Origin of the sequence: Streptomyces sp. NPDC050988 (assembly GCF_044456225.1) — a bacterium.
Classification (GTDB): domain Bacteria; phylum Actinomycetota; class Actinomycetes; order Streptomycetales; family Streptomycetaceae; genus Streptomyces.
In genome coordinates this window covers 721,677-734,882 of record NZ_JBITFQ010000001.1, presented here as the reverse complement: position 1 = coordinate 734,882, position 13,206 = coordinate 721,677, and the positions used below count along the sequence as shown (strand labels likewise).

Below are 13,206 nucleotides of genomic sequence, written 5' to 3'. Positions count from 1 at the left end.
GTAGGGCGATGACGAATCGGATGCTCCTGCGCTCGGGCCACGTGATCTCGATGGACCCCGACATCGGGGACCTGCCCGGCGGTGACGTCCTCATCGAGGACGGGAAGATCGTGGCGGTCGACCGCGACATCAGCGCGGACGCCGAGGTGCTCGACATGACGGGCCGCATCCTCGTGCCCGGCTTCGTCGACACACACCGCCACACCTGGGAGGCGCCCATTCGCGGCTGCGCGCCCAACGCCACCCTCGACGACTACTTCGTGGAGGTCCTCGACACCTTCGCGCCCGTCTACACACCCGAGGACGTGTACGCGGGCAACCTCGCGGGCTCACTGGAGTGCCTGAACGCGGGCATCACCACCCTCGTCGACTGGTCCCACATCAACAACACCCCCGAGCATCCGGACGCCGCGGTCCAGGCACTCGGCGAGACCGGTATCCGCGCCCAGTACGCGTACGGCAGTGCCAACACCTCGCTCGCCGACTACTGGTACGAGAGCAAGATCTCGATTCCCGGGGACGACGTACGAAGGGTGAGGGACCGTCACTTCGCCTCGGACGAAGGACTGTTGACCATGGGCCTCGCCACCCGTGGTCCAGGCTTCTGCATCAACGACGTCGTCGAGGCCGAGTGGCGCCTCGCACGCGAACTGGGCATCCCCATCACCGTGCACGTCGGCATGGGGCGGCTCGCCGGCCGCTTCGGAATGGTCAGGCAACTGCACGAGCTGGGGCTGCTCGGCTCCGACACCACCTATGTGCACTGCTGCTACTTCAGCGAGGAGGAGTGGCGGATGGTCGCCGACAGCGGCGGCACGGTCTCCGTCGCACCCCAGGTGGAGTTGCAGATGGGGCACGGCTGGCCGCCGGTGATGAAGGCCATCGAGCACGGGCTGCGGCCGTCCCTGAGCATCGACGTGGTCACCACTGTGCCCGGCGACATGTTCACCCAGATCCGAGCGGCCTTCGGCGCCGAGCGGGCACGGGTGAACGCCGAGTGCTGGCAGGCCGACACCCCCGTACCCGAAACGATGTTGACGGCACGTCAGATGCTGGAGATCGTGACGGTCAACGGCGCCCATGTCGCGGGACTTGAACAGCGCACCGGTTCACTGACCCCCGGCAAGCGCGCGGACGTCGTCGCGATCGACGCGACCGCGCTCAACGTCGCGCCGCTCATCGACCCGGTGGCCGCCGTGACGCTGGGCGCGGACGTGTCCAACGTCGAGACCGTCATCGTCGACGGAGTCGTCCGCAAGCGCGACGGCAGGCTGCTCGCCGACGTCGGGCGGGCGCGGCGCCTGGTCGAGGAGTCCCGAGACCGTCTCGCGGCAGCGGTCGAGGCACGTGGGAAGCAGCAGGCATGACGCACCACGTGATCCGGCGGGCGGCGGACGCCACGTTCGCCGCCCCGCCCCAACTGCCGTACGGGAGCACGGGGTTCACTCGGCGGACTGTGGTCGGCGAGGAGGACGGCTCCGTGCACACGGGCTTCGGCGTCTGCGAACTGACGCCGGACGGGGCCATCGGGGCCCACGTCCACTCGTACGAGGAGTCCTTCCACCTGCTCTCCGGGACGGTGATCCTCGATACGCCCGAGGGCTCGTACCTCCTCGAAGAAGGCGACTACGGGCTGCTGCCGACGGGCATGCCGCACGCCTGGCGCGGGGCCGGGGACACCGTCGCACGCTGGGCGGACATGCTCGCACCGGTGCCGAGGGCGCGCTATGGACACGACACCCGGGCGGTGCCCGCACTGCCGGACCGCGAGTCGTTCCGTGAGCCGGTCCGGATCGACGTCCGCGACCCGCGCACCCGCTCGTTCGGCCACTTCGAGGCCGCCCAGATGGACCCCGGCAAACAGTCCCAGGACCTCCTCGCCGTGTCGGCCAGTATGCGCACCGCGCTGCTCGTCTACAGCGGGATCACCGTGAAGATGATGGTGGACGCCGACCTGGGCGCGGTGGCCTCGACCATGTTCATGGTGCGGTACGCGGCCGACGGCGTCGCGGGCGCGCACGACCACCCGTTCGAGGAGACGTATCTCATCGTCGAGGGAGCCGTGGACGCCGCCTTCGACGGAGAGCGGTACCGGCTGGGCGTGGGCGACGCCGCCTGGGCGTGCGCCGGTTGCGTCCACAGCTTCACCAACGCCGGTACGGGACCGGTGCGTTGGCTGGAGACACAGGCACCACAGCCGCCGTCGCGCCACTCCTACCGGTTCGCCCGCGACTGGGACTACCTGCGCGACATGCTGGGGGAGAGGCCATGAGCAGTGTTGTCGTCATCGGCGGTACGGCCGGCATCGGCCGCGAGTTCGCCCGCACCCGCGCGGAACGCGGCGACGAGGTCGTACTCACCGGTCGTGACGCCCACCGCGCCGACACGGCAGCCAAGGAGATCGGCGCGCGCGGGCTCGCCCTCGACCTGTCCCGGCCGCGCGAGATCGCGGGCGCGCTGGCCGGTGTCGAGCGGGTCGACCACCTCGTCCTCGCGGGCATCTCCCGTGACCGGAACACCGTCACCGACTACGACATAGCCGCCGCGCTGCACCTCGTCACGCTCAAGCTCGTCGGCTACACCGAGGTCGTCCACACGCTGCTGCCCCGGATGACCGAGGCGAGCGCCGTCGTGATCTTCGGCGGGCAGGCCAAGGAACGGCCCTACCCGGGCGCCACGACCGTCGCCACGGTGAACGCCGGCGTCACGGGCCTGGTGCGAACCCTCGCGAGCGAACTCGCCCCGATACGCGTCAACGCCGTCCACCCGGGCATCGTCGGCGACAGCCCCTTCTGGGCGGGCAAGCCACCGGAGGTGCTGGAGAACTACCGCGCCCAGACGCCCACGGGCCGGCTCGCGCGCATGCGGGACGTCGTGGACGCGGTGGACTTCCTGCTGCGCAACGAAGCGGTCAACGGCGTCAACCTCGGTGTGGACGGAGGGTGGTTGCTGCGATGATGAGACCAGCGCCTCGACCAGGCTGCCCACCAGGTCGTACGCCCCGTCCTCGTCGGCGACGAAGTGCAGCAGCGCGACCAGCGACAGCGCGACGGGCCGGTCGAAGTCGAGGACGGCCCTCGCCTGTTCCAGGATCCTGCCCGTGTCGCGCACATTCGCCTGGATGTACTCCGTCACCCCTCGGGAGTGCCGTGCAGGAGCGCCGCGGCATGGGCCAGCACGATGGGGTCGTTGTCGGCGTACACGATCCGTGCGTCGGGCGCCGCGGCCGGCTCCAACGCCAGCATCTGCAGGCCCAGTTGCTCGTCGACCGGGTAGTTGTCCTTGCCGCCGATGAGCCAGTCGTACACCCGTGCGGGATGAGGCCTGCTGGTGTCGATCCGGTGCGCGGAAGGCTCTGTCCCCCTAGGAGGGCGGTTTGAGCGGGTCGTGGCCCAATGCCATCAGCCGATGCCGGCGCTGTGTCTCCTCGGCGCCGGGACCGGCCAACGGTTCGCCCTCCGGATCCGTCTCGGCCGTGACGATGTCCACGACCTCGTACATCACGTCGAGGTCGTCGTCGGTGAGGTCGGTGCGGCGCTTCTGGAGGATGGCCAGCACATGCTGACCGGTGGGCGAACCCGCGTGCTCCGGCAGCGGTTCCGTCTCCTCGGAGGCGTCGCTCACCCGCAGCCACGCGGCCAGCTCCTGCGAGGTCATGTTCACCGCGCGGTGGAACTCGTCCCACAACGCGTCGAGTTCGAGGGCGTCGGTCATGACGTACACCTCCCTTTCGGTCGTGCGCTCGTCCCTGCCTACGAAGACCACATGGCTGGCCTACGAAGACGACATGGCTGCGTGCGCTGTCCTGCCGCGCATGCCCGCGGACCTCAGGTGCGCGGCCAGTCCTCGGCCTGGAACATCCAGCGGTGCTTCTCCAGCTCCGCCGTCAGACCGATCAGCAGGTCCTGCGTGACGGGATCGGGCTCGGCGGTCGCGGTGATCCGCTCGCGCAGCAGTCCGATGGTCGTCTCCAGCGCCTCGACGAGCACGCCGACGACCTCGGTGTCCTGGACCCAGCCCGCCTTCGGGCCCTGCGGGGCGGCCGCCGTCGCGACCGTCTCGGGCCGGCCGTCGGGCGGCACACCGAGCGTCGCCGCGCGCTCGGCCACGGTGTCGGCGTACGTACGGGCCGTGTCGACGACCTCGTCGAGCTGCAGATGGATCGAGCGGAACCGCGGGCCCACGATGTTCCAGTGGGCCTGCTTGCCGATGAGCGACAGCCCGAGCAGATCCACCAGAGTGCCCTGCAGGGCCTCCCCGACGACCTGACGAGCGGACTCGGGCAGGGTGCTCTTCACCACGGTCATGGCGCGTTTCTCCTTGACGTTTGCGATGTTTGCTACGTTCGCGGTTCTTGCGACGCTTGTTGGCGGCGAACCATGCGGAGCAGTTCAGTACGTTCCTCCTCGCCCGTACCACCCCATACACCCGACGTCTGTCCGGTGGCGAGCGCCCACGCCAGGCACGGGCCGGCCACCGGGCAACGGGCACAGACTCGCTTGGCGGCGGCGATGTCCCGCTGCGCGGGGCCGGTCGTACCTACAGGGAAGAACAGTTCAGGGTCCTCCTCCGCGCAAGCCGCGCTCCGCAACCACTCCATGCGGGGCCGGGTGCCCAGGGCGGATCAGCGAAAACACCCGATTTCCGGGCCGCGGGGCCCGTCCGCCCTCAGCCGGCCAGGACCCGGTCCACGAAGGCGGTCACGTCCGCGAGGACCGTGTCCTTGTTCGTCTCGTTGAACACCTCGTGCTGAGCGCCCGCGTACACACGCTCGGACCAGTCGGCCCCGCGCAGCTCCTCGATGCCCGCGCGGCTGGCGGGCAGCGGCACGATCCGGTCGTCGTCCCCGTGCAGCCACAGCAGCGGCAGCGCACCCACGTCACCGCTCTTGGCGATGGTCTCCAGAGTGCGTACGAACGCCTCCAGCGTGGGGCGCTTGAACGGCCCGTGCCAGACCAGCGGATCCGCCGCGTACGCCGCACCGACCGACGGGTCGCGCGAGAGCGTCGTCGGGTCGATGGGGATGTCGGGCAGCGGATCGAGCGCGAGCAGCTGGGGCAGCAGGTCCCAGCTGCCGATGACCGGCCCGGAGAGGACGAGCGCGGCGAGCCCGTCCCCGTACCGCTGGGCGTGTCGCGCGGCGATCAGGCCGCCCATGGAGTGGCCGACCAGCACGACCGGTACGTGCGGATGGGCGGCCCGGGCCAGCCGCTCCACCGCGTGGACGTCGCTCACCACGTCCTCGAAGTCCTCGACCAGCACCCGCTCGCCCGCCGACTTCCCGTGCCCCATGTGGTCGGGGCCGAACACGGCCGCGCCGTGCGCGTGCAGCACGTCGGCCACGTACTCGTACCGGCCGATGTGCTCCCCGTAGCCGTGCACCAGCAACGCCACGTACCGAGGCCGCTCCCGTGGCCACTCGCGTGCGGTGATCGTGCCCCGGGTGCCCGTGAGGGTGTGCTCGCGGGAGTCGGCCATGGGTCCTCCATCGGCGTCGGCGAAGAATCGAGGGCGATCTTTCCAGGGGGCGGGGGAGCGGTCCACACCGCGCGGCCGGCGCCGACGGCAGGGGCCACCTGTCGAGACGGTCCTGACGCCATCGGATACGTGGGCATAGCATCGGTCCCCGCATGAACACGATGACGCTCTGGCACATATCCCTGTGGGAGTTCGCCGCCCTCGCCGCCGCGGCCCTGCTTGTCGGCTTCTCCAAGACAGCCGTCAGCGGAGCCAACACGGTCAGCCTCGCCATCTTCGCGGCCGTCCTGCCCGCCCGGGCGTCGACCGGCGTCCTGCTGCCGATCCTCATCGTCGGTGACGTGCTCGCCGTGCTCACCTACCGGCGGCACGCGCACTGGCCGACGCTGTGGAAACTGTTCCCGGCGGTCGCCGCGGGAGTGATCGTCGGCACGGTGTTCCTCATGTGGGCCGACGACCAGGTCGTACGGACGTCGATCGGCGCGATCCTGCTGCTGATGGCCGGGGTCACCATCTGGCGCCGCCGCAAGGCCGAGGCGGAGGAGGAACCCGACTCCGTGGCCACGCGCACCGGCCGTATCAAGGCCCGTTCGTACGGCGTGCTGGGCGGCTTCACCACGATGGTCGCCAACGCGGGCGGCCCGGTGATGTCGATGTACCTGCTCTCCGCGGGCTTCCGGAAGCTCGGCTTCCTGGGGACCTCCGCCTTCTTCTTCCTGATCGTCAACGTCTCCAAGGTCCCCTTCAGCGTCGGCCTCGGCCTCATCGACGGCAACTCGCTGCTGCTGGACGCCGCCCTCGCCGCCTTCGTCGTACCAGGGGCGTTCATCGGGAAATGGGCCGTGAACCGGATCAATCAGCGACTCTTCGAACAGCTGGTGATCGCGGCGACGGTGGTGGGCGGAGCACAGCTGCTCCTGCGCTGATGCCGCATCCCCGAGCCCCGTAAGGGGCGCGGGGATGTATCGATCTGCGGCTCCGCCACGGGGCGTGACCAGCCCCCACCGGCTCGCACAAAACCAACCGCGGACCAAAGCGAAGACCAACCGCAAATCCAGCGGAGCGCCTACGCTGGAAGGCGTCATCAGTGTGTTCCCGGGGCAGGGAGGCTGCGGCCATGTCCGAGGCGTCCGGTCACGAGGATCCACCGGCATCCACCGGCTATCTGCCGATCGCCGAGCACGGTCTGATCGGCGATCTGCGCAGCGTGGCCCTGGTGGGCACGAACGGCACGATCGACTGGTACTGCTGTCCGTCCTTCGACGCGCCCAGCGTCTTCGCCTCGATCCTCGACGCGGACCGGGGCGGCTCCTTCGAGCTGGCGGCCGCCGTGCCGGCCCGGACCAAGCAGTTCTACTTCCCCGACACCAACGTCCTGGTCACCCGGTTCTTCACCGAGGACGGGGTGGGCGAGATCCAGGACTTCATGCCGGTGGACGGCGACGAGACCGAGGCGGACCGGCACCGGCTCATCCGCCGTGTGCTGTGCGTACGCGGCTCGATCCCCTTCCGCGCGCGGGTGGCTCCCCGGTTCGAGTACGGAGCCCAGCCGCACACCGCGCGGACCCACGACGACATGGTGATCTTCGAGTCGGCGGGTCTGTCCCTCGCGCTGACCGCCACGGAGCCGCTCGAATGCGACGGGCTCGACGCGCGAGTGGACTTCAAGCTCCAGGAGGGCGAGTCCGCGGTGTTCGCCCTCGACCAGGTCAGCGGCGACATCGCGCCCCGCCGCTGCCCGCGCGCCGAGGCCGAGGATCTGTTCGCCGCCACGGTGGCCTTCTGGCGGCGCTGGCTGACCGCCTCCCAGTACCGCGGCCGGTGGCGGGAGATGGTGCACCGCTCCGCGCTCACCCTCAAGCTGCTCACCTACGCGCCGACGGGCGCGATCGTGGCAGCGGCCACGACCAGCCTGCCCGAACAGCTCGGCGGCGAGCGCAACTGGGACTACCGGTACGTGTGGGTGCGCGACGCCGCCTTCTGCGTGTACGCGCTGCTGAGGCTGGGCTTCACCAGCGAGGCCGAGTCCTTCATGGCCTTCGCGGCAAAATTCATCACCCCGGGCGACGGCCGCCCCGGGGGCCCGGTGCAGATCATGTACGGCATCGACGGGCGCACCGACCTGCCCGAGCGGGAGCTTCCCCACCTGGAGGGATACCAGGGCTCCGCGCCCGTCCGGGTCGGCAACGCGGCGTCCGACCAGCTCCAGCTCGACATCTACGGAGCGCTCATCGACTCGGTCTACCTCTACGACAAGTGGGCCCAGCCGATCTCCAGCGACCAGTGGGACGACATCTGCGGACTCGTCGACTGGGTCTGCGAACACTGGGACCAGCCCGACGAGGGCGTCTGGGAGACCCGCGGCGGCCGCAAGAACTTCCTCTACTCCCGGCTCATGTGCTGGGTGGCGATCGAGCGGGCCATCAGGCTGGCCACCCGCCGGGGCCTGCCCGCGGACATCGTGCGCTGGCGCGGCGCCCGCGACACGATCTACCGGCGGATCATGAAACGCTGCTGGTCACCGGCGCGCCAGGCGTTCGTCCAGCACGAGGACGACGACGTCCTCGACGCCGCGGTGCTGATGATGCCCCTGGCCAAGTTCATCTCGCCCACCGACCCGAAGTGGCTCTCCACCCTCGACGCGCTCACCGAGGACCTGGTCTCCGACTCGCTGGTCTACCGCTACGACCCGAACGCGAGCCCCGACGGTCTGCGCGGCGAGGAGGGCACCTTCTCGATCTGCTCCTTCTGGTACGTCGAGGCGCTGACCCGGGCCGGACGGCTCGACGAGGCGCGGCTGGCCTTCGAGAAGATGCTCACCTACGCCAACCACCTCGGTCTGTACGCCGAGGAGATCAGCCACACCGGCGAACAGCAGGGCAACTTCCCGCAGGCCTTCACCCATCTCTCCCTGATCAGCGCGGCGTTCAACCTGGACCGGGCCTTGGGCTGACAGCGGCCGAGGCCGGCGGACGGCTGAAGGAGTCCGGGCCCGTACGCTCGATGCCATGTCCCCGCATGTCTTGGTCCTCGGCGGGACCACCGAGGCGCGTGAACTGGCCGCGTCGCTCGCGGCCCGCCCCGGCGTGCGCGTGACCACGTCGCTCGCGGGCCGCGTGTCCCGGCCGGGAGCCCTGGACGGGGACGTACGCGTCGGGGGGTTCGGCGGGTCGGAGGGCCTCGCACGGTGGCTGCGCGCCGAGCAGGTGGACGCCGTCGTCGACGCCACGCACCCCTTCGCGAGAGGCATCACCGAGAACGCAGTACGGGCCGCGGCGGCGACCGGCGTCCCGGCCGTGGTCCTGCGCCGCCCGGGCTGGACCCCCGTCCCCGGCGACCGCTGGCACCCGGCGGCGTCCCTCGCCGAAGCCGCCGCCCTGCTCCCGCCCCTGGGCCGGCGCGTCTTCCTCACGACGGGCCGCCTGGGCCTCGCGGCCTTCGCCCGGGAGCCCGAACTGCACTACCTCGTACGCTCGGTGGAACCCCCCGAGCCGCCGATGCCGCGCCACACGGAAGTCCTGCTGGCACGCGGCCCGTTCACGGTGGAGTCCGAGACGGCCCTCCTGCGCGAGCACCGCATCGACGTCCTGGTCACCAAGGACAGTGGCGGCTCGGCCACCTCGGCCAAACTGACGGCCGCCAGGGAACTGGGGCTGCCGGTCGTGGTCGTACACCGCCCTCCTCTCCCACAGGGGATACGAGCCGAACCGGATGTGGTGTCGGTGCTGGCCCGGCTGGGCTTCGGGGCGGGGTAGGGCCGCTCGGCCGGCGTGCTCGTCAGGTTTCCGTCGTGGCCGCTGCCAGGGACTTGGGGCGGTCCTCCGTCAGGATGTCCTGGGTCAGGTCCTCGACCAGGAGACGCTTGGCGATGGTGTCGACGGCGGCGCGGAGGTCCGCGCCGGAGGGGCGGCCGATGTCCTGTTCGACGCGTTCGGCGAGCGCCGTGGCCAAGGCCTTGCCGATGACGTGGGCCTCGCGGTCACCCGCCTCGGTGTGGGAGAAGAGGGTGCCGTCGCGCGTGAGGTAGCCCTCCTCGACCATGCGCTGGAAGACCGGGACCAGGACCTCCGGAGGCATGTGGCGGCGGGCCGCGATCAGGCTGAGGCTCGCGTGGCCGACCATCCGGGTGAACAGCTCGACCTGCATCACGGCCCAGGCGCCCGCGATGTCGAGACGGGTGTCGGACTCGGTGACGAGCCGGCGCATGGCGTCGGGACTCGTACCGCCGATGATCTTTCCGACCACGGCCTCCAGACGCCGCTGGTTGTCGGCCGAGGAGGGGGTCGCGAAGCCCTCGCCCAGGTCCGTGGACCCCATCCGGGCGCTGTCGCGCAGCTGCACCTGCTTGAGGAACAGCGCGACCACGAAGCCGATCAGCGTCACCGGCACGGTCCACAGGAAGACGGTCTGGAGCGTGTCGGCGTACGCCTCCACGATGGGCGCGGCGGTCGCCGACGGCAGTTCGTGCAGCCCCTCCGGACTGGTCGCGGCCTTCGTGAGGGCCGCGGGATCGGTCCCGGTCGTCCGGGCCGCCTCCGCGACGCCGTCCGCGAGCCGCGGCGCCAGCGTGTTCGTGTAGATCGTGCCGAACACCGCGGTGCCGAACGAACTGCCCAGCGTACGGAAGAAGGTCACCCCGGACGTCGCGGTGCCCAGGTCGGTGTACTCGACGGTGTTCTGCACGGCGATGGTGAGCACCTGCATGCACAGGCCGATCCCGGTGCCCAGGACGAACATGTAGAACGACGCGAGCCAGGTGTTGGTGCCGGGGCCCATCATGGAGAGCAGGAACAGGCCGACGCCCATCACCAGGGACCCGACGATGGGGAAGACGCGATAGTGGCCGGTCTTGCTGACCACGTTGCCGCTGAACACCGACGCGATGAGCAGCCCGATGACCATGGGCAGGGTGCGGACGCCGGAGACCGTGGCCGAGTCGCCATCCACGTACTGCAGGAACGTCGGCAGGAACGTCATCGCGCCCAGCATCGCGAAGCCCACGATGAAGCTGAGGATCGAGCAGACCGTGAAGACGGGGTTGCCGAACAGCCGCATCGGCAGCATCGGCTGGTCCGCGCGGGTCTCCGCCCAGCAGAAGGCCGCGAGGGCGACGATGCCGCCCGCGAAGAGGCCGATGATGACCGGCGAGCTCCAGGCGTACTCGTTGCCGCCCCAGCTCGTCGCCAGGATCAGGGCGCTGGCGCCGACGGCCACCAGGGCGATGCCCAGATAGTCGATGACCGGGCGGGAGGGCGACTTCACCACCGGGATCGTGCGGGCCGCGGCCACGACCACGAGGATCGAGATGGGGACGTTGACGTAGAAGCACCAGCGCCAGGTGAGGTGGTCGGTGAAGAGGCCGCCGAGCAGGGGGCCGATGACGGTGGCGACACCGAAGACGGCACCGATGGCGCCCTGGTACTTGCCGCGTTCGCGCAGTGGGATCACATCGGCGATCAGGGCCATCGCGGTGACCATCAGACCGCCCGCGCCGATGCCCTGCATGCCCCGCCAGACGATCAGCAGTGTCATGTTCGAGGCGAGGCCGCACAGGAACGAGCCGGTGATGAAGATGATCGCCGACGCCTGGAAGACCACCTTGCGGCCGAACAGGTCACCGAACTTGCCGACCAGCACCGTCGCGACGGTCTCCGCGAGCAGATAGCTGGTGACCACCCACGACATGTGCTCCGCACCACCGAGGTCCGACACGATCGTCGGCAGGGCCGTGCCCACGATCGTCTGGTCCAGCGCGGCCAGCAGCATGCCGAGCATGATCGTCACGAAGACGACGTTGCGGCGACGCTTGTCCAGCACGGGCGGCTGCGCGGGGGCCGTCCGAGCCTCGGACGGCGGCTCGGCGGTGTCGGTGGTCGTCACACTCGTCAGCTTCACACCGGGTGGTGGCGGGTGCATGCGGGGCCGTCCGCACGGGTGCGAGCCCGCTACCGCGGTGGTGGTGCGGGGCAGCGCAGGGGCGCCGGGCGCCCCTGAACGCTCCGCCGGAAGGCCGGTGCTTCGGCCGCGGGTTCGCCGTGGCTGGTCGCGCAGTTCCCCGCGACCCTTTGGGGCCGCGGTCTAGTCCTGGGGGTGTCTGCGCAGCAGGTATGTGTCCATGATCCAGCCCTTGCGGTCGCGGGCCCGCTCGCGGAGTTCGGCGATGCGCGGGGCCGTCTCCGCGAGGGGGCCGGAGGCCAGGATCTCGTCGGGCGTGCCGATGTAGGCCCCCCAGTAGATGTCGATGTCCTGGTCGGCGTACTGCTGGAAGGCCTGGTGGGCGTCGAGCATGACCACCACGTCGTCGACGTCCTCCGGGAAGCCCTGGGCCAGTCGCCGGCCCGTGGTGATCTGGACGGGCCGGGCCACGCGGTTGAGCCCGGTGCGGTGGCGGGCGACCAGTGCCGAGACGCTGCTGATGCCCGGCACCACGTCGTGTTCGAAGGAGACCGCGCCCCGGTCGAGGATCTCCTCCAGAATCCCCAGCGTGCTGTCGTACAGGGAGGGGTCGCCCCAGACGAGGAACGCCCCGCTCTCGTCCTCGCCCAGCTCCTCGGTGATCAGCCGTTCGTAGATGTCGGCACGGGCACTGCGCCAGTCGCCGACGGCGGGGGAGTAGCCCGCGCCCCCGGCGGCCCGGTCCCGCTCCGGATCGCGCGCCTCCACCAGGCGGTACGTCCCGTCCGGCAGGTGCGCGTCGAGAATGTCACGGCGCAGCTGGACGAGGTCCGACTTGGCCTCGCCCTTGTCGAGGATGAAGAACACGTCCGTGTTCCTCAGCGCCTTGACCGCCTGGAGGGTCAGTTGGTCGGGATCGCCCGCCCCGATGCCGATGACATGAATCTTTCGCACACCCCGAGTCTGCCCCACGCCACCGACAGTCCCGTCACCGCGTCCGACGGAGGAGACCCGGCCCGGCCCTGAGCCGCTGTCAGGCCCCGCCGCCCCGCAGCCGCGGCGCCCACACCCGCGCGTCCACGGACGCCCCGTCCTTCTCCACCGTGCCCGCCAACTCCCGCGCCCACGCGGCCAGTCCGGCCAGCTCCAGCCCGTACGGCCGCGACCGCCCGGCCTCCGCCGCCCACTCCTCGACCGCCCCGGCGCCCCGCCGCAGCAAGCGCGCCCCGCCCGTCACGTTCCCCCGGGCCGCGTGGGTGAGCCCCACCGCGAGCTGGGCCAGCCCGCGCCACAGCGCCCGCTCCTCGTCGGGACCCGACTTCCACGCGTCCTCGAACACCTCGTGCGCGTGGAACGGTTTGCCCGCCGCCAGCAGAGCCTGCGCCTCGACGACCGTCTCCTCGGGCGCGCGAACCACCCCTTCGGGCTGCCGCTCCACCCCGTCGGTCCCGTACGGCAGGGGCCGCCCGAGCCCGTCCCGGGGCCGCGCGTTGCGCGCCCGTCCCTCGGCGTCCCGGTCCCGCCTGTCGTCAGAAGCACTGCTCATGCACCGATTGTCCCTCGCCCCACGCCACCTTCGAAGCAGCACCGGGTGTGGGGTAGTGTTCTGTCTGTGCGATCACGCGGTTCTGCCGCGAAGAAGCGCATCGGGACGTGGCGCAGCTTGGTAGCGCACTTGACTGGGGGTCAAGGGGTCGCAGGTTCAAATCCTGTCGTCCCGACTCGTACGAGTCGCAGGTCGAAGGGTGGCTTCGGAGGAATCCGAAGCCACCCATCGATCGTTTACGGGGGGGGCTGAGGGTCGGGTGAGGGCCGGCCCAGGTTGGGCGTTCC

General features: G+C 70.6%; 13 protein-coding genes, 1 tRNA gene and 1 pseudogene. 7 read left to right on the top strand and 8 right to left on the bottom strand.

Annotated elements, in window-relative coordinates; genetic code table 11:
• The first annotated feature begins 8 nt into the window (after positions 1 to 8).
• Genes ACIBEI_RS03175 through ACIBEI_RS03165 form a run of 3 tightly spaced genes read left to right on the top strand, consistent with a single transcriptional unit; the run spans position 9 to position 2,958 of the window.
• Positions 9 to 1,367, top strand: coding sequence for an amidohydrolase family protein (locus ACIBEI_RS03175; RefSeq protein WP_398884490.1), 1,359 nt, complete (start codon positions 9 to 11; stop codon positions 1,365 to 1,367).
• Positions 1,364 to 2,272: a cupin domain-containing protein gene (locus ACIBEI_RS03170; RefSeq protein ID WP_398884488.1), complete on the top strand. Its 909-nt coding sequence runs from the start codon at positions 1,364 to 1,366 to the stop codon at positions 2,270 to 2,272. The genes ACIBEI_RS03175 and ACIBEI_RS03170 overlap by 4 nt, the downstream gene beginning before the upstream one ends.
• Positions 2,269 to 2,958 (top strand): SDR family NAD(P)-dependent oxidoreductase, encoded by a 690-nt coding sequence (locus ACIBEI_RS03165; RefSeq protein WP_398884486.1) that lies wholly within the window; start codon positions 2,269 to 2,271, stop codon positions 2,956 to 2,958. The genes ACIBEI_RS03170 and ACIBEI_RS03165 overlap by 4 nt, the downstream gene beginning before the upstream one ends.
• Here the strand turns inward: ACIBEI_RS03165 and ACIBEI_RS03160 are convergent.
• The 5 genes and pseudogenes from ACIBEI_RS03160 to ACIBEI_RS03140 all read right to left on the bottom strand — a co-directional run.
• A pseudogene (locus ACIBEI_RS03160) lies at positions 2,953 to 3,338 on the bottom strand (SAM-dependent methyltransferase); the annotation flags it as partial. The gene ACIBEI_RS03165 and the pseudogene ACIBEI_RS03160 overlap by 6 nt on opposite strands.
• Before the next feature lie 25 nt (positions 3,339 to 3,363).
• Entirely contained in the window at positions 3,364 to 3,714 is a 351-nt protein-coding gene (locus ACIBEI_RS03155; RefSeq protein WP_398884484.1) for a DUF3140 domain-containing protein, read from the bottom strand.
• A 113-nt stretch (positions 3,715 to 3,827) separates the two neighbouring features.
• Entirely contained in the window at positions 3,828 to 4,307 is a 480-nt protein-coding gene (locus ACIBEI_RS03150) for a Dps family protein (RefSeq protein WP_398884482.1), read from the bottom strand.
• Between the two features lie 32 nt (positions 4,308 to 4,339).
• Complete coding sequence (locus tag ACIBEI_RS03145; RefSeq protein ID WP_398884480.1) at positions 4,340 to 4,600, bottom strand: WhiB family transcriptional regulator; 261 nt, start codon at positions 4,598 to 4,600, stop codon at positions 4,340 to 4,342.
• A 68-nt stretch (positions 4,601 to 4,668) separates the two neighbouring features.
• The gene (locus ACIBEI_RS03140) at positions 4,669 to 5,478 is read right to left on the bottom strand and encodes a lysophospholipase (protein ID WP_398884479.1); all 810 of its coding nucleotides are present in this window, start codon (positions 5,476 to 5,478) and stop codon (positions 4,669 to 4,671) included.
• Positions 5,479 to 5,630: 152 nt separating this feature from the next.
• Here ACIBEI_RS03140 and ACIBEI_RS03135 point away from each other — a divergent pair, with 152 nt between their 5' ends.
• From ACIBEI_RS03135 to ACIBEI_RS03125, 3 genes are all read left to right on the top strand, one after another.
• A complete protein-coding gene (locus tag ACIBEI_RS03135) occupies positions 5,631 to 6,404 on the top strand; it encodes a sulfite exporter TauE/SafE family protein (protein WP_398884477.1) in 774 nt (257 codons plus the stop codon).
• 191 nt (positions 6,405 to 6,595) lie between these two features.
• Positions 6,596 to 8,431 (top strand): glycoside hydrolase family 15 protein, encoded by a 1,836-nt coding sequence (locus ACIBEI_RS03130; RefSeq protein WP_398884475.1) that lies wholly within the window; start codon positions 6,596 to 6,598, stop codon positions 8,429 to 8,431.
• A gap of 55 nt (positions 8,432 to 8,486) precedes the next feature.
• Positions 8,487 to 9,233 carry a cobalt-precorrin-6A reductase gene (locus ACIBEI_RS03125; RefSeq protein ID WP_398884473.1) on the top strand — a complete coding sequence of 249 codons (747 nt, stop codon included), beginning with the start codon at positions 8,487 to 8,489 and terminating at the stop codon, positions 9,231 to 9,233.
• Positions 9,234 to 9,255: 22 nt separating this feature from the next.
• Here ACIBEI_RS03125 and ACIBEI_RS03120 read toward each other — a convergent pair whose 3' ends face one another.
• From ACIBEI_RS03120 to ACIBEI_RS03110, 3 genes are all read right to left on the bottom strand, one after another.
• Entirely contained in the window at positions 9,256 to 11,358 is a 2,103-nt protein-coding gene (locus ACIBEI_RS03120; RefSeq protein WP_398884471.1) for an MDR family MFS transporter, read from the bottom strand.
• A 198-nt stretch (positions 11,359 to 11,556) separates the two neighbouring features.
• Positions 11,557 to 12,327: a precorrin-6A synthase (deacetylating) gene (gene cobF / locus ACIBEI_RS03115; RefSeq protein ID WP_398884469.1), complete on the bottom strand. Its 771-nt coding sequence runs from the start codon at positions 12,325 to 12,327 to the stop codon at positions 11,557 to 11,559.
• 79 nt (positions 12,328 to 12,406) lie between these two features.
• Positions 12,407 to 12,919: a DUF309 domain-containing protein gene (locus ACIBEI_RS03110; protein ID WP_398884467.1), complete on the bottom strand. Its 513-nt coding sequence runs from the start codon at positions 12,917 to 12,919 to the stop codon at positions 12,407 to 12,409.
• A 101-nt stretch (positions 12,920 to 13,020) separates the two neighbouring features.
• On the opposite strand from ACIBEI_RS03110, the gene ACIBEI_RS03105 reads away from it, so the two are divergent.
• A tRNA-Pro gene (locus tag ACIBEI_RS03105) sits at positions 13,021 to 13,094 on the top strand.
• Positions 13,095 to 13,206: the final 112 nt, after the last annotated feature.

What these genes read in the sequence shown, in the direction of transcription:
- ACIBEI_RS03135 (WP_398884477.1), top strand. Translation starts at nt 5,631, where the DNA reads ATGAACACGATGACGCTCTGGCACATATCCCTGTGGGAGTTCGCCGCC.
- ACIBEI_RS03145 (WP_398884480.1), bottom strand. Translation starts at nt 4,600, where the DNA reads ATGGAGTGGTTGCGGAGCGCGGCTTGCGCGGAGGAGGACCCTGAACTG.
- ACIBEI_RS03175 (WP_398884490.1), top strand. Translation starts at nt 9, where the DNA reads ATGACGAATCGGATGCTCCTGCGCTCGGGCCACGTGATCTCGATGGAC.
- ACIBEI_RS03165 (WP_398884486.1), top strand. Translation starts at nt 2,269, where the DNA reads ATGAGCAGTGTTGTCGTCATCGGCGGTACGGCCGGCATCGGCCGCGAG.
- ACIBEI_RS03125 (WP_398884473.1), top strand. Translation starts at nt 8,487, where the DNA reads ATGTCCCCGCATGTCTTGGTCCTCGGCGGGACCACCGAGGCGCGTGAA.
- ACIBEI_RS03155 (WP_398884484.1), bottom strand. Translation starts at nt 3,714, where the DNA reads ATGACCGACGCCCTCGAACTCGACGCGTTGTGGGACGAGTTCCACCGC.
- ACIBEI_RS03130 (WP_398884475.1), top strand. Translation starts at nt 6,596, where the DNA reads ATGTCCGAGGCGTCCGGTCACGAGGATCCACCGGCATCCACCGGCTAT.
- ACIBEI_RS03150 (WP_398884482.1), bottom strand. Translation starts at nt 4,307, where the DNA reads ATGACCGTGGTGAAGAGCACCCTGCCCGAGTCCGCTCGTCAGGTCGTC.
- ACIBEI_RS03110 (WP_398884467.1), bottom strand. Translation starts at nt 12,919, where the DNA reads ATGAGCAGTGCTTCTGACGACAGGCGGGACCGGGACGCCGAGGGACGG.
- ACIBEI_RS03140 (WP_398884479.1), bottom strand. Translation starts at nt 5,478, where the DNA reads ATGGCCGACTCCCGCGAGCACACCCTCACGGGCACCCGGGGCACGATC.
- ACIBEI_RS03170 (WP_398884488.1), top strand. Translation starts at nt 1,364, where the DNA reads ATGACGCACCACGTGATCCGGCGGGCGGCGGACGCCACGTTCGCCGCC.